Annotated in this window: 14 protein-coding genes; 3 read left to right on the forward strand and 11 right to left on the reverse strand. The window is 44.7% G+C overall.

Annotated features, from left to right (window positions below):
• Window positions 1-8 precede the first annotated feature (8 nt).
• From JJQ94_RS06085 to JJQ94_RS06105, 5 genes are all read right to left on the reverse strand, one after another.
• Entirely contained in the window at window positions 9-731 is a 723-nt protein-coding gene (locus tag JJQ94_RS06085) for an ABC transporter ATP-binding protein (RefSeq protein ID WP_099031486.1), read from the reverse strand.
• A gap of 23 nt (window positions 732-754) precedes the next feature.
• Window positions 755-2005: an efflux RND transporter periplasmic adaptor subunit gene (locus tag JJQ94_RS06090; RefSeq protein ID WP_236596551.1), complete on the reverse strand. Its 1251-nt coding sequence runs from the start codon at window positions 2003-2005 to the stop codon at window positions 755-757.
• Between the two features lie 149 nt (window positions 2006-2154).
• The gene (locus JJQ94_RS06095) at window positions 2155-3450 is read right to left on the reverse strand and encodes a sensor histidine kinase (RefSeq protein WP_099031488.1); all 1296 of its coding nucleotides are present in this window, start codon (window positions 3448-3450) and stop codon (window positions 2155-2157) included.
• Window positions 3437-4798: a sigma-54-dependent transcriptional regulator gene (locus JJQ94_RS06100; protein ID WP_099031489.1), complete on the reverse strand. Its 1362-nt coding sequence runs from the start codon at window positions 4796-4798 to the stop codon at window positions 3437-3439. Before JJQ94_RS06100 ends, JJQ94_RS06095 begins: the two co-directional genes overlap by 14 nt.
• A gap of 42 nt (window positions 4799-4840) precedes the next feature.
• Window positions 4841-7285 (reverse strand): ABC transporter permease, encoded by a 2445-nt coding sequence (locus tag JJQ94_RS06105; RefSeq protein ID WP_236596552.1) that lies wholly within the window; start codon window positions 7283-7285, stop codon window positions 4841-4843.
• A 384-nt stretch (window positions 7286-7669) separates the two neighbouring features.
• On the opposite strand from JJQ94_RS06105, the gene typA reads away from it, so the two are divergent.
• The gene (gene typA / locus JJQ94_RS06110) at window positions 7670-9490 is read left to right on the forward strand and encodes a translational GTPase TypA (RefSeq protein WP_099031490.1); all 1821 of its coding nucleotides are present in this window, start codon (window positions 7670-7672) and stop codon (window positions 9488-9490) included.
• Between the two features lie 307 nt (window positions 9491-9797).
• Here typA and JJQ94_RS06115 read toward each other — a convergent pair whose 3' ends face one another.
• The 5 genes from JJQ94_RS06115 to JJQ94_RS06135 all read right to left on the reverse strand — a co-directional run bounded on the left by JJQ94_RS06115 (window position 9798) and on the right by JJQ94_RS06135 (window position 17071).
• Window positions 9798-10646, reverse strand: coding sequence for a CZB domain-containing protein (locus JJQ94_RS06115; RefSeq protein ID WP_099031491.1), 849 nt, complete (start codon window positions 10644-10646; stop codon window positions 9798-9800).
• A 41-nt stretch (window positions 10647-10687) separates the two neighbouring features.
• Window positions 10688-11788 carry an ABC transporter substrate-binding protein gene (locus tag JJQ94_RS06120; RefSeq protein WP_099031492.1) on the reverse strand — a complete coding sequence of 367 codons (1101 nt, stop codon included), beginning with the start codon at window positions 11786-11788 and terminating at the stop codon, window positions 10688-10690.
• The gene (locus JJQ94_RS06125; protein WP_099031493.1) at window positions 11769-13838 is read right to left on the reverse strand and encodes a GNAT family N-acetyltransferase; all 2070 of its coding nucleotides are present in this window, start codon (window positions 13836-13838) and stop codon (window positions 11769-11771) included. The genes JJQ94_RS06120 and JJQ94_RS06125 overlap by 20 nt, the downstream gene beginning before the upstream one ends.
• Window positions 13816-15981: a DNA helicase II gene (gene uvrD / locus JJQ94_RS06130; protein WP_099031494.1), complete on the reverse strand. Its 2166-nt coding sequence runs from the start codon at window positions 15979-15981 to the stop codon at window positions 13816-13818. The genes JJQ94_RS06125 and uvrD overlap by 23 nt, the downstream gene beginning before the upstream one ends.
• Window positions 15982-16126: 145 nt before the next feature.
• On the reverse strand, window positions 16127-17071 hold the full coding sequence (locus JJQ94_RS06135; RefSeq protein ID WP_039494733.1) for a chemotaxis protein CheV: 945 nt from the start codon (window positions 17069-17071) through the stop codon (window positions 16127-16129).
• A gap of 122 nt (window positions 17072-17193) precedes the next feature.
• On the opposite strand from JJQ94_RS06135, the gene JJQ94_RS06140 reads away from it, so the two are divergent.
• Both JJQ94_RS06140 and JJQ94_RS06145 read left to right on the forward strand, forming a co-directional pair.
• Window positions 17194-18273 (forward strand): potassium channel family protein, encoded by a 1080-nt coding sequence (locus tag JJQ94_RS06140; RefSeq protein ID WP_099031495.1) that lies wholly within the window; start codon window positions 17194-17196, stop codon window positions 18271-18273.
• The gene (locus JJQ94_RS06145; RefSeq protein ID WP_088529569.1) at window positions 18273-18455 is read left to right on the forward strand and encodes a hypothetical protein; all 183 of its coding nucleotides are present in this window, start codon (window positions 18273-18275) and stop codon (window positions 18453-18455) included. Before JJQ94_RS06140 ends, JJQ94_RS06145 begins: the two co-directional genes overlap by 1 nt.
• Here the strand turns inward: JJQ94_RS06145 and JJQ94_RS06150 are convergent.
• The gene (locus JJQ94_RS06150; RefSeq protein WP_099031496.1) at window positions 18452-18913 is read right to left on the reverse strand and encodes an EVE domain-containing protein; all 462 of its coding nucleotides are present in this window, start codon (window positions 18911-18913) and stop codon (window positions 18452-18454) included. The genes JJQ94_RS06145 and JJQ94_RS06150 overlap by 4 nt on opposite strands.
• Window positions 18914-18924: the final 11 nt, after the last annotated feature.

The raw sequence follows: 18924 nt of genomic DNA on the forward strand, positions 1-18924 counted from the left end.
ATCATGGACTAAAACGTGTCAACGACTGCGTTGGCGTTAGCGTGTGATTGAGGGGCCAGTATTTTGCCATCTAGAAGGTGTAGTTTGCGTGTCGCCATATCGGCATATCTAGGGTCGTGCGTCACCATACATAATGTGGTCCCTTCTAGGTTTAGCGTTTTCAACATGTCCATAACGGCATCACCATTTTTTGAGTCAAGGTTACCTGTAGGTTCGTCAACAAGCAGTAATGCGGGGTTGCCGACGAGTGCACGGGCAATAGCAATCCTTTGCTGTTGCCCGCCTGAGAGCTGGTTTGGGCGATGTTTTGCGCGGTGTGCCATATCTACTTTTGTCAGACAACTCATTACAGCGTGATCAATATCGGCATTGCTCATCGGGGTTTTACGATAACGCAATGGCAGCGCGATATTATCGTAGACTGTCAGCTCATCAATTAAGTTGAATGACTGAAAGATAAAGCCAATTTTTTCGTTTCGAATATGTGCAGCAGCCGCTAAAGTTAATTGGCTAACCTCAAGATCTTCAATTTTATAGCTACCATCTGTTGGCATGTCTAGCAGACCAAGAATTGACAGCAGGGTAGATTTACCACATCCAGAAGGGCCACAAATTGACACGAAATCACCCTTATATATTTCCAAGTCAATCCCACGCAATGCGTGAGTTTCCATTTCTTCGGTACTAAAAACTTTGGTGATCCCTGACATGGTTAAAATAGTTTCTTTCATAATCGTATCCTAATGATGATTTATTATTGAATGATCCGTACTTGTTTAGCGTTTTTATAAGTACTTGTATCAGAGAGTATGATTTGTTGATTTGGGGTGACACCGCTTTCAATTTGCAAGAATTTGCCTGCATCAATACCAAATGACACTATCTGAGGGGTTGCGATGTCATTGTTTAACACAAAGAGCGTCTGCTGGCTGTGTGATTGAGTGTTACTTGGACGTTCAACATACAGTGCGTTCTTCAACTGATGTGTGCTAATTTGCGCATCTACGTTAAGTTCTGGACGCGCAGAATCAGGAACGCCATTGACAAAAGTGAGCTCAACTTCAATGGTGCCCTCTTGTACTTGCGGGCTGATCCTTGTGACTTTTGCTGGCACTTGTTCGCGGCGTGTATTGACCATAGCAAATTGACCTACCTGAATTTGTTCTGCTTTAGACTGAGATACTCTGACCAGTGCTTGAAGGTCGTTGGTACTACCAACTTGAGCAAGTTCTTGGCCGGCTACAACACTTTGTCCAAGTTCAACTGCGAGCCGTTGCAACACGCCTTCTGTACCTGCTCGGACTGTTAGTTTCGCTTCTCTTTCTTTTAACCGGGCGAAAAGAGACTGAGCTTGGTTGATCAGTTCTTGCGAGATGGTTAAATCTTCTGAATGTAATAGCTTTAGCTGTTCTATACGTGTTTGCTGTAGTTGTACTCTTTCTGACAGCTGCTGTTCTTCAAGCTCTGCGGTTTTTACATCAATGGCGGGGACAACGCCTTGGTCTCTGAGTGTTTGCTGAGCTTCTCGGCGCATGACTAACGATTGATGCTCACTGGTAAGTTCGGCAAGGGTGGCGACTTCCATTAATAACTCGCGCTGGTTTGCGAGCTTTTGTCTGCGAAAGTTTGCTTGTTGACGGTTTAGCTCCATTTCAGCACTTTCTAATTGCTGTAAGAGATCAGGGTCTTGCATCTTCAAAATGATGGTATCAGGCTGAACTTCACCACCGGGGCGTACTAAGATTTCATAGACCGTAGCTGGGTCTTGTGTGGTGATCAGTTTTTGTTTATTAGAGCGAAGCACACCATAGCCGTCAACGCTAACATCTAAATCACCTTGCTTAACTTGTCCAACAATGATCGCTTGTCTTGGTAATTTGAACTCGTCCGATGTTGAGAATAGCTTAAGGCTAAGCCAAGCGAATATCAGCACTAGGGGGATTGCGATTACAAGTCCTAGCTTATGTAGCGGCTTCGCTTGTTTTTGTTTTAATACGTCCATCATCAGTTACCTTACTTTAATCGGTTAACTAATGAGAGCAAACGATATGCCAAATTTTATCCTATTGTTTTTATTGGTATTTAATGTTTTTGTTTTACCGAAAGGTCCGATTGTGGACTTGAGAATTCAAAAACTGGACTGAGCATATAGGGTCAGTTAAGTTGCACAGGAAAGGCGAGTTGGCAAATCGCTCCCTGTTTATCCTGACGATTGGTTAGGCTAATGGAGCCAGACATTTGCTCGACAAAATAGCGGCTAAGATAAAGGCCAATACCTTCCCCCGTTTGTTTGGTGGAGTAAAATGGCACAAATAAGTTATCGTGGTTGGCAACGCCGGTACCTTCATCAAGCACCTCCAAGATAGCAATATTGTCTTTGGTATATAGCTTCAGTGTAAGCACAGAGCCCGCGGGGCTCGCTTCTATGGCGTTCTTGATGATATTGATTAGCACTTGATTAAATAGGGTTGGGTCAACATGGAAGTAGACCGGAGAAAGTTCAATTTGCCACGCTACATCTGTGAAAAGGCCTTGAACGGTTTTGCTTACTTCTAACCCCGACAGACGTTTGATCTCTACTTTTATTGGTTGGTTGAGCTGGCTGTACTTATGGATAAAATCCTGCAAATGGAAGCACCGCTCAAGTACGATATTAAATGCTTCGTGATCCCTTGGGTCTTTTGCGCGAGTTTGTAGGCGTTCCAATATGGCAGACACTGGGGTGAGGGAATTTCTTATTTCATGGCTAATCACTCGGATCAAGCGTTGCCAAGCTTGAAGCTCCTGATCGCGCAGTGCTTGCTGAATATCGATACAGACGACAAGATGATATGACTGACTCTGCTGAGTAAAGGTGCTGTGTCTCACTTGCCAGCGCTTGTTGTTCTGTATATCGATAAAGTGCCACTGTGGAGAAGGAGTTAACCCTATCGCCTCTGGGTGGCTATATCGTAGGGTTTGCCATGGCCTTTGAAATAATTGAAAGCAGGCGTCATTGCCAAAGCACAGTTGCATACGCTGGTCGAAAATAAGCATCGGGGTATTTAACACGCTGATCAGTTCAGCAACGAGGAAAGATTGCATATCTTCATCGGTTTTTTCATTTTGTAGCATATCGGAGAGCGCATTCAGCTGATTGTGCAGCTGGGCGACAACGCCCGAAGAAAATGTCGGTTTGGCTTTTAGGCTAAAGTCGCGCTTAAGCCACGCTTCGGCTTGGTAGCCACAGCGTTCAAACGATAGCTTACAACGATTGTAAAGCTGTTTTAGTAATAGTCCTTGGCAGACAATCAGGCCAACGATTAAGAGTAAGGTGGGTAGAGGCATGGAAATAGGTATGTTAACTCCCATTTGCCAACTGACGACACACACTCCCGCAATTTCGATGGCGATGAGTAGCAAAAACTTACCTACGAAATAGCGCGCCAAGGGTTCTTTAAATAAGTGCATATTTTTCAAGGCGTCGGTAGAGTGATTGCTTGGTGATCCCCAGTAACTCAGCTGCTTGTTGTTTGTTTCCTGCCGTATTAGTCAAAGCCTGAGCAATCAGTTGTTGTTCTGCTTGCTCCAATGTGATGAGTGGCAGCGACATGGAATTATTCGCACTTGGCTGTGAAGGCGTGCTCATATGTAATTGCTCGGGGCCGATTTCACCCGTTTGTGTTAGTAGCACGGCGCGTTCGAGCAAGTGACCAAGCTCTCTGGTATTACCTGGCCAATCGTACTGTTTTAGCTGATTTAGTGCCGTGGGTGTGAGCCAGCATTGTGTTTTTCCATATCGCTGACCATGGGTTTTGATAAAGTGTTCCGCTAATAATTCAATGTCTTCAGGGCGTGTACGCAAGGGGGGGATTTCGATTGTGAAGGTATTGATGCGGTAGAAAAGATCTTGGCGAAATTCTGCTTGAGCGATTAACTGCTCTAATTTTGCATTCGTTGCACTGATGAGCCTCACGTCTGCGACTTCAGTGATGCTTGAGCCGACTGCTTCATATTCTCGAGACTCTAGCACCCGCAGCAACTTACTTTGTTGTGCAAGCGGAAGAGTGCCAATTTCATCCAAAAATAAGGTACCAAGATCCGCCAATTTAAACCGTCCTGCACGGTCTGATTTGGCGTCAGTAAATGCGCCTTTGGTATGACCAAAAAGCTCACTCTCAAACAGTTGCTCAGGGATGGTTGCCATGTTGACGGAAATAAATGGCTGCGCTGCTCGCAGCGAGTGTTGATGTACCCATTGGGCTATTAAGCTTTTGCCAACTCCATTCTCTCCGGTTAACAGAATATTGGCATCCGTGGGAGCCATGACTTCTAATTGCGTCATCAGGTGTTGCATGGCTTTGCTGCGCCATAACACAGGTTTAGCATCTCCAGCGAGTGCATGCTGAAGAGCTTGGCTTTTATTTTTTAGTTTATTGAGTTGTAACTGGCCCCTAATAACTTGTTCAAAGCGCTGGTTTTTCCATGGCTTTTCTAGAAAATCTGCCGCGCCCAGTTGCATGGCTTGAACCACAAGCTCAGTATGTGACCATGCCGTCATAGCTACAATAGGGGTGGTATTGCCATGTTGCTGTTGCTGTCGTAGAAACCTGAGTCCCTCTTGCCCCGATGTAGAGTCTAACTCAAAGTTCATATCGAGTAGGATCAAGCTAGGCTGGTGTTGTTCAAGAAAGCTGAGTGCTTGCACTGGATTTTCGACTTCTTCGACGGCTAGACCTAAATCTTCCAATACAAATCGCGCAGCTAATCTTACTTCTCTGTTGTCTTCTATCAGCAATATTTGTGGTTTAGCACTCACAGTAAGCTTCCTTGATTTATTATTATCATCTCAATCGCTCTATTACTCTCCGCGTAGTGCATGTAATGCAGGGCGGGCAATAATATTTCTTGAAGATAGTAGCGTAACACCTGTGACTAAGGTGATAACAGTGGCAAGTGAAATTAACCAGTGGATAGCGCTATCTAGTGTAATAGGTACAAGCGTATCTTGAAGTATCGCAATACTCAATAACACCAAGATAGAAGCGCACGATGCTGCAATAACAGGGCGCAAATTATCTTGTAATACCAGTTTAAACACGGCAAACGGTGTTGCACCAACCGACATTCTCACGCCTAACTCAAACCGACGTAACGCTACGCTGTACTTACATACACCGTAAATACCAAGTGCCGCAAGCGCAAGTGCAAATATCGATAGCATCAAAGTGAACATGCTAATGACACGAGCTTGCTGTAAGTGCGTAGCTAAAAGCATGGTCGTGGACTGAAAGTTATAGACGCGCATTTGCGGGTGGATACCTGTGAGTGCCTGATTTATTTCCGCTCGACTAATTGTGGTATGTGCGTGAGTTTCAATTAACACAAAGGGGTAACCAGTTGGCACTGAGGGGATGAAAACCCTTGCAATATTAGATTGTTTGGGAAGATAAATATCCTCGACAACACCAATCACCTCAACGCTTTGTTGGCCATTTCGGGGGTATAGTTTGGCGCCCAATACTTGCCCTTGCTGGCGTAATTGCGTCGCTAGGGTCTGATTGACAATGACAACGGGCGCATTATTAATGGCTTCCTCATGAGTAAAAGCCCTACCGTCGATAAGTGTTGCCCCAAAAGTATCAAAGTATGGCCAAGTACCAGCCGTACTTTGATATTCAAACGAGTTTTTTTCTATACCTGGTTCAAATTGCATTTGACGATTTGAAAAGCCCGGCAGCCAATAGGAAAAAGGGGGGTAGCCGCCAATGCCTACTTTGGTTACCTGCGGTAACTTTGCTAACGAGTCAACGGCAGATAAAAGCAGTTGTGAACGCTCCTCGCGGCTCATCTGCTGTAGCAAAGTACCTAAGTTTAGTGCTACTTGATAGGTATTGTGTTCTCGTATCCCTGTATCACGCTGCAAATTTTGCCAGCTTGTTTGGAGTATCCCAAGACAAACAGTGAGTAGTGACAGGCAAACAAATAATTGGAATGATATTAATAAAGTGCGGGTCATCGCGGAAATCTGAACGCCAGTGCCTTTACCACTGCTTTGCAGCTGTTGAATAATATGACGGTAGTTAAGTTGACGGCTTACTATCCAAGAAAGTAATAAACATAATAAGGTACTGACGGTAAAGGCGAAAGCAATAGTATGTGCTTCGAGTTGTAGCTCTTGCAACCGAGCGAGCGGGCCGACAACCCCTGATTTTAGTAGCCCTATGACCCCCTCTGCGATTAAAAGCGATAATGCTGCTGCGCTGATGAATAACAGCCCTAATTCTATCGCAATGTGGAAAAATAGATGATTAGGCTTGGCACCCAAAGCGGCCTGAACGGCAAAGCTTTTTTGTTGCTCGGCGGCACGTGAAAGCACTAAATTACAAATATTACTTAATGCGATTAATAGTAATACTGTGCTTCCGAGTAGCATCATTATACTCACTTGTGATGCTTCACCAATTATACGAGTTTTTATCGGTACAAATTCAAGTTGTACTTTACTATTAGCGAAAGTTTGCTCGCCAGCGGTTTGTTGTTGTAGTTGTTCATTCAGCCAGTTTTCAAGAGAAAGCTTTGCACGACGTGCATGTTGCAAATCATGTAACTTTAGCAATTGATATGTCTGGATATTATTCCTTTGCCATGTTGGCGTTGGAGAATCATTATAGTCGTAACTGATCCATACATCAGTGTGCCAGTTTGGTGTGGATAATACCGGTTCAATGAATCGCTCGCCGGTGACGCCAACAATTTTGAAACTCACCCCTTTAAATACCAATGTTTGGTCTAGAACGTTTGTATTTCCGCCGAAATAACGTTGCCACACTTGGTACGAAACGATCGCGACAGGTTGTTGGCTATCTATCCCTTCATCTACTGAAAAGTACCGTCCCAATGCCAGTGGTACATTGAGTATCGACATAAACTCGGGGGTGATCGCGCCAGTATTAAATGTTGGGCTGCTCGGTAAACTTTGTTCAACATCAATACTGATATTCTGAATAGCCATCACTTCGATATCAGAAAATTGTGCTTGCTTGTCATACGCCTCTATGCTGCCTGCATGAGGAATAAAATTGCTTTGCTTAACTTCATTATTGTCATCAACCAACGCGCCACGCATTAATACCAAGCGCTCTGCATCTGGATATGGGAGCGGAGCTGCGAGCAATTGATAGTTTAGGTTATACATCGCTACCAGCGCACCGAGTGTCAGCGCGAGAGTAATTATTATTGTTAGGGTGTAACTGACATGGCAGCGCAGTTTTTGCCAGGCCATTTTAAGTGAATGTGTTACCATGTTTACTCCAAATCCGCTCACCTTGTGTATCGGTATGCTGTGATAATTATTCTACTCTACAGGGGAAACAGCAACGCCTATGCCAAACTTACCTTATTGATATTAATGACATTTGTATTTTATTTACAGGTGTTCAGTCCATAATCGGACGATAAAAGGCCATAAATGGACTATAGCCGCAATAGGGTTGTGCTGAAGCGACTCTAGGTTGTTGATTTATGCGCGCTCCGATCAGGATTATTGAAAAAAATGTTGGATAAACTTTCATCTGTCACATTAATAGTAGATAATACGCGACCTTTAATTCTCAATCGGGCAATCTCAACGCGCATTTTTGCGTAGATCGACTAGGATCACTGAGGGCCAACTTCACTGAGTAATAATATGAGCATCGAAAAGTTAAGAAATATCGCGATTATCGCGCACGTAGACCACGGTAAAACAACGCTTGTAGACAAGCTACTTGAGCAATCAGGTACACTACAGCAGCGCGGTGGTAATGAAGAGCGAGTGATGGACTCAAACGATCTTGAAAGAGAGCGTGGTATCACCATCCTTGCAAAAAATACCGCAATCAAGTGGAACGACTACCGTATCAATATCGTAGATACTCCGGGACACGCCGATTTCGGTGGTGAAGTAGAACGTGTTCTTTCGATGGCTGACTCAGTATTACTACTAGTTGACGCACAAGAAGGTCCGATGCCACAAACGCGTTTCGTAACGCAAAAGGCGTTTGCTCAGGGTCTTAAGCCAATTGTTGTAATCAACAAAATCGACAAGCCGGGCGCTCGTCCTGATTGGGTAATGGATCAAGTTTTCGATCTATTTGATAACTTAGGTGCAACTGACGAACAGCTAGACTTTAAAGTGATCTACGCATCAGCAATCAACGGCTGGGCAACACTTGACCTAGATGAGCCGTCTGACAACATGGAACCAATGTTCAAGGCTATCGTAGACGAAGTTGAAGCGCCTAACGCGGATCCTGAAGGTCCGTTCCAGATGCAAATTTCTCAGCTTGATTACAACTCATATGTTGGTGTTATCGGTGTTGGCCGTGTCACGCGTGGTTCAGTTAAACCTAACCAACAAGTGACTATCGTGGGAGCTGATGGTAAGACGCGTAACGGTAAAGTTGGCCAAGTACTGGGTTACTTAGGTCTTGACCGTCACGAAGTTGAGCTAGCAACGGCGGGTGATATCATCGCAATCACAGGTCTTGGTGAGCTGAAAATCTCTGACACTATCTGTTGTCAGAATAATGTTGAAGCACTACCACCACTGTCTGTTGATGAACCAACAGTAACAATGACTTTCTCTGTAAACACGTCTCCATTCTCAGGCCAAGAAGGTAAATACGTAACTTCTCGTAATATCCTTGAGCGTCTAGAAGCAGAGCTTGTGCACAACGTTGCATTACGTGTTGAAGAAACGGATAACCCAGATAGCTTCCGTGTATCTGGTCGTGGTGAACTTCACTTAGGTATTCTTATTGAGAACATGCGTCGTGAAGGCTACGAGATTGCTGTATCTCGTCCAGAAGTAATCTTGCGCCATGTTGATGGTCAGCTAGAAGAACCTTACGAAACAGTGACAATTGACTGTCAAGACGAGCACCAAGGTTCTATCATGGAACAGCTTGGTCTGCGTAAAGCAGAAATGACTGACATGTCTCCAGACGGCAAAGGCCGTGTGCGTATGGACTTCATGATGCCTGCACGTGGTCTAATTGGTTTCCAAACTGAATTTATGACGTTAACGTCTGGTTCTGGTTTGATGTACCACACGTTCTCACATTACGGTCCACACAAAGGCGGTAACATCGGCCAGCGTAAGAACGGTGTACTAATCGCTAACGCAGCAGGTAAAGCGCTAACAAACGCACTATTTAACCTACAAGAGCGTGGTCGCCTATTCATCGGTCACGGTGTTGAAGTGTACGAAGGTATGGTTATTGGTATTCACAGCCGTGATAACGACCTAACGGTAAACGCGCTTAAAGGTAAGCAGTTAACCAACGTACGTGCATCTGGTACTGATGAAGCACAAAACCTTGTGCCACCTGTTGTTATGTCTTTAGAGCAAGCGCTTGAGTTCATCGATGACGACGAGCTTGTAGAAGTAACGCCTGAAAGCATCCGTATTCGTAAGAAATTATTGACTGAAAGCGAGCGTAAACGCGCAAGCCGCCAAGCTAAGTAACCTGAGCTTCGGATAATTAATGCCTTTCTAGCAGCCAGTTTTAGCGCTAACTGCGTTGAATTCACTTCCAATAGCCAGCTATTGGTGCGTAAATTCGCCTTGTTATCCCCAAAACTCTCTGGCTAGATAAGGGTATAATTTAATGTGGGCTTAAAAACAATGAGTTAGCTCATTCCTTATCCAAACCTCAGGTTAAGTAATAGTTGACCTTGACTTGGGGTAACAACTTATCTCAAGAACGGGTTACTTAGAATACAAAAAACGCCGCAATTTTTGTGGCGTTTTTTTTGTGCTCCATTTACTAACTCTAAAACAAGCCGTACTCTTCCGTTTCTTCTGGCTCATAATTTTGTAAATGTTCAGGGCGGAAAATGGCGCTAGGGTCAATCAATACGCTGTGGCGTTTACCCATCTTGACCAAGCCTTTCATCAATTTTTTGGTTTGGGCATCTATTTCAAAACCAATACTGGTCATTTCCTGCAGTGATTTAATATCGCTTTCGTCACAGTGAACGTTATCTTCTACCTTATCGACAAGCAAACCGATATGCGGACTTTGACCATCTTGAGTGGTAAAGACGATGATAGGTTTATGGTCGAGCATGATCTGATCACGAGCGGATTCAAATAATCGCATGAGTTTATTAAAAGTGGTGCTCTTTTCACGAGCGAGAGTATCTATAGCCTCTTGCTTATGTCCCTGTGTGCACATCAATAATAGTTTATCTGCTAATGAATGTAGTTTTGCATGCGGTTCTTCGAAGCGTTTTAGGAGCGCTTTGAGGTCATCATTTTCAGTTTTGAAGCCGTAATACCACTGCCCAAAAGCACATTGTTTTGGATCTTTGGCTTTAGTGAAGGGGACATCGTTAAAAATGCTTGCTTCGAGTGCGGCAAGCCATTCTTTATGATCTTGCTCTCGCTGCTTTAGCATGCTGACCAATTCTTGATTGGTTTCATAGGACGAGCGTTTGTTCAATATGATCCCTAAATCAAAAATAGGGGTCGGTACGCCCATGTAATCTTTGACGCCCAAAAAGCTGGGGTTGTCATTGGGTAAATCCGTTAAATTTTCTTCGTAGCGTTCAGTTAATAGAATATCGAGGATTTGCAGTGATATTGTTTTTTTCCCGACGCGAAAGTTAATTAAATCCATGTCAGCCTCGCATATGGTCAGTATCAACTAAGCATAGAACATTATTGGAAAAAGGAACGGTAAACTGGCAATTTCTTTTGCGCTGGCTGGAGCATAAATACTTCCCGAATAACAGTGTTATGCTCCAACTCCTGTTGTAATGCGTTTAGCAGACAATCACTATCAATGGGCAGCTCACATTGCTGGATAGCAGTCGTCAATAAATAGGCATTGAGATAGCCCTCAAAAACCTGTTCGTTATGGGAAAGCGTGGAATTGCGAACTGCCTCGCGGAAAGTATCACAAAGCTTGCCTTTGCAAATCACAGGGTCGGGTACAACTTCGGTGACTAAAACTTTGGGCTTACCTTTGAGTCTAGCAAACAGCTCATTTGAGGAAGCAAATGAAACTGTTGCGTATTGTGTTTCAAGGCCAACCTCCATGGCACGATTAATAAACTTAGACAGTGGCGTATAGGTGCCAACCATAGCCAAGCCTTCAATTTTATAACGCTGCGCTTGTTCAAGCGCTCGTTCAATATCATCAGTATTACGTCTAAAGCGTGTTATTACAACGGGCTTAAATCCACGTTCCGCAAGCGCGTTGGTGAGGCTTTTTTCTACGGTTAGACCAAATTCATCGGCTTGTATGAGCAAAGCCACCCGCTTTAATTTTTGTTCATCGACAAAGTAGCGGACGATATCTTGTGCTTCTTTATTGTAGCTAGTGCGGAGGTTGAAGACGTTAAATGTATGCGGTTCTTGAAGAAACTCAGCGCCAGTATATGGCATAAGAAAGGGAACCTTAGAGTGCTCTAAAATCGGCTTTATGGCATAAGACGTGGGCGTGCCCATTACGCCAAACAATGCATCGACCTTATTTTCGTATACCAGCTTACGCGCATTGGTTACGGTTTTGTGTGGCTCATAGCTATCATCCAACACCTGCAACTCAATCGTAGCTGCGTCATCCGCTTTGTGCTGGTTATAAAAGTTAAAATGTAGTTCGGCCCCCGCTTTTAGTTGTTGACCAATCTCTTTTGCAGGCCCTGAGAGTGCGGTAGACATGCCAATTTTTACCACAGGTTGAGCGGATGCTGTAAAATTCAGTACAGTAGAAGCAAACACTAATAATAGTAAAAATTTAACACCGAAAATACTCATATACTTGCTGCACTGTCTCTCTTAGCGTTGTGGTGAGGGCTTTTTTACCTGATATTCCAAGCAAATTAAGTACGACTTGGGTCGAATGTTGCTGTAATATTAGACGAATTACTAACGCTTTGGAAACTTTAGTTAAGTTTTTAAGCAATCGAGGATCGGTTGTGATCAGCTGCCATATAAAAGGACATACTTGTTGCTCAACCGGATTGCTGTTACGTAAATACTGCAAATAATCCAGCTGCTCGTTAGTTATGTGTTCAAAGGGCAAGGTCGCCAATATAGCGGTAACCACCTCAGTATCTAGTTGTTGATAGTGCGAGCGTAACTGATAGAAAAAAGCTTGTTTGAATACTCGAGTATAGCTGTTGTCTAAGTCGCCTCGGACTTTTTTAAGCATCAAAACCGCATACTCGCCACTGGCCTTATCTTGCTTAAACCCCAGTTTCATTGGCTGATAGTGTCGTTGCGACCAAAACGAAAGTAATGACGCTGTGAGGCCAAAACTGGTTCCTATGTAACTGATATCTTCTGGTAATGTGGTTTCAAAGGACGTCAGTAGGCGGCGGCCAATTCCTTGCTGTTGTACATTCGGGTGTACGGCTATTCTAACGATTCTTGCGCTTTTTTCGGTGACAAACTGGCTATCACCAAAGCTTGTCGTTAGCTGCTGCGCCATGAGATGACCTGCGGGTCTTCGCTTTCCTGCTAGAATATCTTCTGCGAGATCTGAAGCGAGTCCGCCTTCGATGACAGCAAGGCAAATTCCTACTAGCTCGTTATTGCAAAATGCACCTCGTAAGTACAGATCGGGTGCATCTAACAATTGCCTTAAATCATCCACGCTGGTTTGATAATGCGCTAATACGAGCAGTGAAAAAACTTGCTCAAGTAACGGACTATTTTCTACCAACTCACTCTGGGAAATAGCACGCATTGTGGTCGGTGAAGTGAGTATGGGTGATGTCGCTTTGCACTCGAGTACAAATAAATCTCTGATCTGCTGCTCCAGTGGATCATTCGATGCGTAGCGAATAGGAGTCGACAAGGTGAAATCAAGATAACTTGGGTAATGTGATTCTAAGTAGCGTTTAAACCGTAACGTGTAGCCTCTACCATTACCCTCATAACCTACTAAGGTGCTGGAAAAAATGCAGCGAAAACCAAGTTGAGCAACTTGTATTAAAAATGGAACTGGCAGGGCGGCTGCCTCATCCACCAAAATAACCGTATTGCTATCAAGTGTAGAGGCTTGTTGTAGTAACGCATCTGGCGCCATATAGCTGAGATTAGCCAGCTTCTTCGTTTTTACATCAACCTCGGTATTGAATGCTTGAGCAAGCATGCTAAAGCAACTATGCAGAGCATGAAAATGGCGGCTACAAATAACAAATTGTTGCGTAGGGTGCTTTGATGCCAAGAGGCCCAATAACGCGCTCTTCCCCCGACCCCTATCTGCGCTCAGTAATACAGGTGTTTGCTGGTTTTCTAATGTTGTGGAGAGTTGTGCCAGTACGTTTTGTTGCTCCTCAACACCGCAAACCGCCGAACTTGCAGCAAGATACGCTGAGGGCAGTTGAACCCCAAAGTGTTCACTGATATGCCAAGCTGGTTGTTGCTGCCAGAGTTGCTGCCACCTTTTTAAAAAATAGCTGTGTTTGGGCGTTTGCCCCTCTGAGCACCAGCGGGTAATTGCAGGGTCTAGCCAGTGGTCGAGTTCATCTAATTCGGGAAGTAACAATAGGAGTAAGCCGCCTGCTTTTACCGTGCCCGCTGCCGCTGCGATTTTGTTAGGCACAATACCACTAAAGCCGTCGTAGACTAGGTTGCTAAATTCTTGTCCGAGTATTTGGTGTAAATGCTCGGGCCAAACGGCATTTTCTAATGTCTTACTGCTACTTAGGATAAGATTATCGTTTGAGTTTGCTAATAGCTGCTGACACTGTGTGTAACACCAAGCTTGGCTGCCAGTGATAAGCAAGAGTTGCCGATGGTGTGCATCGGCAAGCTGAGAGAGTAATAGTGGCAGATTAGAGTGCTTGAAGTCTTGCATAGGCGGTAACTAACCACTTACTACCAACATCATCAAAGCTAACTTGGATGCGTGACTGAGCACCTGCACCTTCATAGTTAAGCACTGTGCCTGCACCAAATTTGGCATGGAGGACACGCTGGCCTAAATTAAAGCCACTATCTTCAAAGGTCGCGTGACTGATTGATGGGCTGAATCGACCCGAGTTAGCCGGACGAGAAATTTGCGTTTTAATCCGAATTTCTTCCATACAATCTTCAGGAATTTCACGTAAGAACCTTGAAGGGCTGTGATGTTTTTCTTGACCATACAAGCGACGACTTTCTGCGTGGCTAATGTAAAGCTTATCCATGGCACGCGTCATACCGACGTAGCACAAGCGGCGCTCTTCTTCCAAGCGACCCGACTCTTCATTACTTTGCTGTGATGGGAACATACCTTCTTCCACCCCAACCATAAAGACCAATGGGAATTCGAGACCTTTGGCCGAGTGCAGCGTCATCATTTGTACCGCATCTTCGTGCTCGTCAGCCTGGCCTTCGCCTGCCTCCAAAGAGGTATAGGCTAAAAAGCCTTGTAATGGTGAAGTGAAATCTTCATCGATAGGCAGCTCATACTGACCACAAGCACTGATCAATTCTTCCAAGTTTTCCACTCGAGCGCGGCCTTTTTCGCCCTTTTCGGCTTGATACATTGCCATGAGACCTGACTGCTCAATGGCTGTCTGCGCTTGTTGTGCCAGTTCAAGCTCGGCAATTTTATCGTCGAGCTGCTCGACTAATTCAATAAATTTTGTCACCGCGGTAGCTGCTCTTCCCGCTAAATGCTTTTGCGCAAGCACGGCTTTGGCAGCATCCCAAAGTGAGAGTGATTCGTGACGCGCACAATCGCGAATATGGCTTAACGTTTTATCACCAATACCACGGGCAGGCGTGTTTATCACACGCTCAAATGCCGCGTCATCATTGCGATTGCTGATTATACGAAGGTAAGACAGGGCATCTTTAATCTCTTGGCGCTCGAAGAAGCGCATACCGCCATAAATACGGTATTTTAACCCTTCTTGAAGTAGGGCTTCTTCTAACACGCGGGACTGTGCGTTGTTTCTGTAGAGTACGGCGCTGTCGCTGAGCGCATTGCCAGACTGTAGCCAAGATTTAATTTTGCCAACCACAAAGCGTGCTTCATCAAGTTCATTAAAAGCGGCGTAAATTGAAATTGGCTCGCCTTGGTTACCGTCGGTCCAGAGACTTTTACCCATTCGCTCCGCGTTGTTTTCAATGAGCGCATTGGATGCTTTTAGAATGGTTGCGGTAGAACGATAATTTTGTTCAAGACGGATCGTTTCGGCGCTAAAGTCGTCCAGAAAACGTTTGATGTTTTCTATTTTTGCACCACGCCAGCCGTAAATACTCTGGTCGTCATCCCCTACGATCATGATATTGTTGTCACTACCTGCAAGCAGGCGTAGCCACAAATATTGAATGCTGTTGGTATCTTGGAACTCGTCCACTAGCATATGGCGGAAGCGTTGTTGGTAGTGGCGCAGTAAGGTAGGTTGTTGCTGTAATAACTCGTAGCAGCGCAATAGGATCTCAGCAAAGTCAACAAGACCGGCTCTATCACAGGCATCTTGGTAAGCACTATATACATTCAACATCAGCTGTTCATTGACATCGTATGCTTGGATATCTTTTGGTCTTAATCCTTCGTCTTTACGCGCGCTGATGTACCAGCTTAGTTGCTTTGGTGGCCACTTTTTTTCATCGATATTCATGGCTTTGAGCAAGCGGCGGATCATCCGTTGCTGATCATCGCTATCTAGAATTTGAAATGATTCTGGTAATTTAGCTTCACGGTGATGGGCGCGTAACATGCGGTGGGCAAGGCCGTGGAAGGTGCCTATCCACATGCCACCAACAGGGCCATTGAGCGTTGCTTCAACACGAGCACGCATTTCTTTGGCTGCCTTATTGGTAAAGGTTACCGCGAAGATACTAAATGGAGAGGCGTGCTCAACTTGCATAAGCCAAGCAATACGATGAACGAGTACTCGTGTTTTACCTGACCCCGCACCTGCGAGCACTAACATGTTTTGCAGAGGCGCGGCGACTGCATCGCGCTGTTTGTCGTTGAGGCCGTCGAGTAATTCTGATACGTCCATTGCTTTGCCTATTTGCTCAAATGATGGCAAGTATACCGAGTCGTTGCCGTAAATCCCAGCATATCGCAAAGCAAACCTAACCGAGTAAAGGTAAGATTATGATTTATAAAGAAACATAAACTGGTTTTTTATACAGTGTTTATATTTATTTTTGCAAAACGTCCTTCAACCGATTTTGTACCTCCGTTACCAATAAATCGGGTTGGAATTTTGATAAAAACGCATTACAACCCACTTTTTCGACCATGGCATGATTAAAGCTGCCACTGAGTGAGGTATTGAGAATGACATAAAGGTCTTTTAGGCGACTGTCGTTGCGAATTTCATAGGTGAGTCGATAACCATCCATAACTGGCATTTCGGCATCGGTGATCACCGCAAGTAATTCTTTTTGTACGTCGATACCTTCGTCAGCCCAGTGCTTTAACACATTGAGCGCCTCTTGGCCGTCAGTTGCTGGGATGATTTCTATGCCCAATTGTGCCAAGGTATCGGCAACTTGACGACGAGCGGTCGGCGAGTCATCGGCATGTAGAATTTTGCGGCCATGAAACTCGTTGATGATATCTTTATCTAGAATGTCTTGCGGGATCTCAACTTTGTACTCAACGATTTCGGCAAGTACCTTTTCTACATCGATAATTTCAACGATGTGTTCAACGCCATCACGTTTGATTTTGGTCAGTGCGGTGAGGTAGTGATTGCGGCCAACAGACTTAGGGGTTGGCATAATATCGGACCACGTAGTATTGACGATTTGGTCAACTTTACCAACTAAGAAGGCCTGCACTGAGCGATTGTATTCTGTGATCACTAGGTTGCAGTCTTTGTCTCGGTCGCATGGCGGCATGCATATCGCTTGTCGTAAATCGATAACCGGAATAGACTCGCCACGAATATTGGTTACCCCACATACTTTAGGGTGTGCATTGGGCATTTTGTTAAGATGAGGGAGTTTAACAACTTCTTTTACTTTGAAGACGTTGAGCGCAAAAAAGTGGCGGCTATGAAGATGAAACAATAGCAACTCAAGGCGGTTTTCACCCACCAGTTGTGTGCGTTGATCTACTGAGGCCAATACGCCAGCCATGTTAACCCCTCATTACTTCTTGTAACCTTTTCTAAGACTATATCAAAGAAGTCGATATGTCGTGTTGTTTTTTGGCTAAAATTTGCAGTAAGGTAGCAGTATGTATTTGATAGGGAAGCAATATGCCTATAATTTTTAAGCATTTAGTTGTTTTGATGCGGGCTCATGTGGATAAGGCCAGCTGGCAACTGTTATTTATGGCAACGCTCATTCATATGTCGGTGACTTGGGGGTTGTTATGGCTCAGCAATGAATCGGCATTATTGCCACTGAGCACGTTCTTTTATTACTACGTAGTGACGACTTCAACAGTTGGCTACGGAGACTTTAGTGCAACAACGGATTTTGGTCGTTTAGTCGTTGCCATTATACAGATCCCATTTGGCCTTGCGCTATTTGGTGTGTTATTGGGAAAAGCAGGACAATTTGTGACGTATTGGGTGAGAAGAGGCATGACAGGGGAAAAAGACTTTGCACATTTGCAAAACCACATCGTAATTTTTGGTTGGCATGATGTGAGAACGAAAAAAATGGTGGACTACATTTTAGGTGACAATAAACGCGAAGATAGAAAAATCGTATTGGCCGTCACCGAGGCCATGGAGCATCCGCTGTTGAGTTATCCGGAAGTCGCATTTGCGCGTTTAACCAGCTTTACTGATGACGAACAGTTAAGTCGGATTAACATCGAGCGGGCTGACAAAATCATCATTGATGGCGATGATGACAACCAGACATTTACTACCGCGCTAAAGCTTAGCCGGGTAGTAAAACCCGAAGCGCATATTAGCGCGCACTTCTTGGACGATAGCAAAGCACTTCTTTTAAGAGAGCATTGTAAAAATGTTGAATGCTCTGCATCTATGTCTGCGGAAATCTTAGTGCGGGCCATGCAAGACCCTGGCTCAAGCCGAGTACAAGAGGAATTACTGTCGACGCTACACGGCGATACGCAATTCAGCTTAGCCTTACCTGCAGAGGTAAGCTGTTTAACCTTTGGTGATATTTTTGGTTATTTTAAACAGCATCATGATGCGACGTTGCTCGGTGTTGCGCACGATATAAATGCGCTAGACATGGATCTAAACCCACCTTTGGATTACAACATCACAGGGGGAGATATTTTGCACTATATTGCACCACAGCGAGTGCTTGCATCAGAAGTTGACTGGTCATCACTATGTTCGAAGAACTCTTCTTGATGATTGCCGTTGTGTGCGCTTACTTACTTCCTGTAGCTTTAGTTGCTGGAAGCAAGCGCAGCAAAGGGCATGAAAAAAACGGCTGGCTGATAGGAACGCTACTATTTTCTTGGGTCGCTTTGCTGCTATATATCAGCATTGTGCCTAAACAAGGGCGACAAAAAGGCAAAGCAAAACGTTAGCTTTGCCCCGACATCTCTAAAATAACCTGCCACTCAGGTTCGATGATGGGCATGATGGATAATCTCCCCCCTTTTTTTAGAGCCAGCTCTGTGAGCGCAGTGTTGGCTTTTATCGCCTGCAGGGTCACCGGGCGTAGGTGCTGCTCGTATGCTAGAGTGACGCCTACCCAGCGAGGGTTATCGGTGCTTGATTTGGCATCATAATAATCACTGCTTAAGTCAAATTGGTATGGATCTGGCTCTGCTGCTTTCACTACTTTGGCAATACCGACAACCGCAGGTACTTTACAGCTTGAGTGATAAATAAACACTGAGTCACCCACCTTAACCTCGTCGCGCAGGAAGTTTCTTGCCTGATAATTACGAATTCCTTCCCAAAAAGTTTGCTGCTCAGGCGCGTTTTTTAAGTCATCAATGGAAAATGCATCGGGTTCTGTTTTAAACAGCCAATAAGCCATATGGGTTAGTC

The organism is Pseudoalteromonas sp. GCY, from assembly GCF_016695175.1.
In the GTDB taxonomy this organism is placed as follows: Bacteria; Pseudomonadota; Gammaproteobacteria; order Enterobacterales; family Alteromonadaceae; genus Pseudoalteromonas.

Excerpts from the sequence above, each read along its gene's own strand:
- uvrD (WP_099031494.1), bottom strand. The coding sequence starts at position 15,981 with ATGGACGTATCAGAATTACTCGACGGCCTCAACGACAAACAGCGCGAT.
- JJQ94_RS06105 (WP_236596552.1), bottom strand. The coding sequence starts at position 7,285 with ATGGTAACACATTCACTTAAAATGGCCTGGCAAAAACTGCGCTGCCAT.
- JJQ94_RS06095 (WP_099031488.1), bottom strand. The coding sequence starts at position 3,450 with ATGCACTTATTTAAAGAACCCTTGGCGCGCTATTTCGTAGGTAAGTTT.
- JJQ94_RS06125 (WP_099031493.1), bottom strand. The coding sequence starts at position 13,838 with ATGCAAGACTTCAAGCACTCTAATCTGCCACTATTACTCTCTCAGCTT.
- JJQ94_RS06150 (WP_099031496.1), bottom strand. The coding sequence starts at position 18,913 with ATGGCTTATTGGCTGTTTAAAACAGAACCCGATGCATTTTCCATTGAT.
- JJQ94_RS06085 (WP_099031486.1), bottom strand. The coding sequence starts at position 731 with ATGAAAGAAACTATTTTAACCATGTCAGGGATCACCAAAGTTTTTAGT.
- JJQ94_RS06120 (WP_099031492.1), bottom strand. The coding sequence starts at position 11,788 with ATGAGTATTTTCGGTGTTAAATTTTTACTATTATTAGTGTTTGCTTCT.
- typA (WP_099031490.1), top strand. The coding sequence starts at position 7,670 with ATGAGCATCGAAAAGTTAAGAAATATCGCGATTATCGCGCACGTAGAC.
- JJQ94_RS06140 (WP_099031495.1), top strand. The coding sequence starts at position 17,194 with ATGCCTATAATTTTTAAGCATTTAGTTGTTTTGATGCGGGCTCATGTG.
- JJQ94_RS06115 (WP_099031491.1), bottom strand. The coding sequence starts at position 10,646 with ATGGATTTAATTAACTTTCGCGTCGGGAAAAAAACAATATCACTGCAA.
- JJQ94_RS06135 (WP_039494733.1), bottom strand. The coding sequence starts at position 17,071 with ATGGCTGGCGTATTGGCCTCAGTAGATCAACGCACACAACTGGTGGGT.
- JJQ94_RS06145 (WP_088529569.1), top strand. The coding sequence starts at position 18,273 with ATGATTGCCGTTGTGTGCGCTTACTTACTTCCTGTAGCTTTAGTTGCT.
- JJQ94_RS06090 (WP_236596551.1), bottom strand. The coding sequence starts at position 2,005 with ATGATGGACGTATTAAAACAAAAACAAGCGAAGCCGCTACATAAGCTA.